General features: G+C 77.3%; 1 pseudogene. It reads right to left on the minus strand.

Going from position 1 to position 519, the window contains the following annotated elements:
* Positions 1 to 496 (minus strand): annotated as a pseudogene (locus L0B03_RS19010) (hypothetical protein); the annotation flags it as partial.
* Positions 497 to 519 lie beyond the last annotated feature (23 nt).

A 519-nucleotide genomic window follows, 5' to 3' on the forward strand; every position in this document is an offset into this window, starting at 1 on the left:
GGGCTCCGGCACCGGCCGCGAGGGTCGGAGCTGCGGCGAGGGCGGTCGCCTTCAGCGCGCGCCCGGGCCGCAGGTCCAGCAGGTTGACGAGGTTGGCGCAGGCGGCGATCAGCACCCCGGAGCCCAGGACCTCGACGCCGGTGACGATCCGGGAGCGAGCGGTCGGTCCGCGCGGCACGAGGGCAGCGGCCACCAGGGAGGTCGCACCGATGCCCAGGACCTTCAGACCGCCCGTGGTGACCTCGCCGTGCGCGAGCGCACCGAGGTGACCGCGCAGCCCCTTGCGGCGACGCGAGGTGTCCTCGCTGACGTCGTCCACGACACCGAAGGCCCCGGCCCCGAGGGCCGCGACCGTCCCGGCAGCGGCGGCTCGTCCGCCACCCCCGATCAGGAGCCCTGCCGCGAGCCCGACCGTCGCGGCCGGGCCGGCGAGGAGGCTCACCGGCTCACCGCGGTGGTTGGTGCGGGTCCATCGCGGGTCGGCCTCACCGAGCACCGCGGCCGCGACCCGTCGAGCCG

The sequence above is a fragment of the Actinotalea sp. C106 genome, from assembly GCF_023630195.1.
Lineage (GTDB): Bacteria > Actinomycetota > Actinomycetes > Actinomycetales > Cellulomonadaceae > Actinotalea.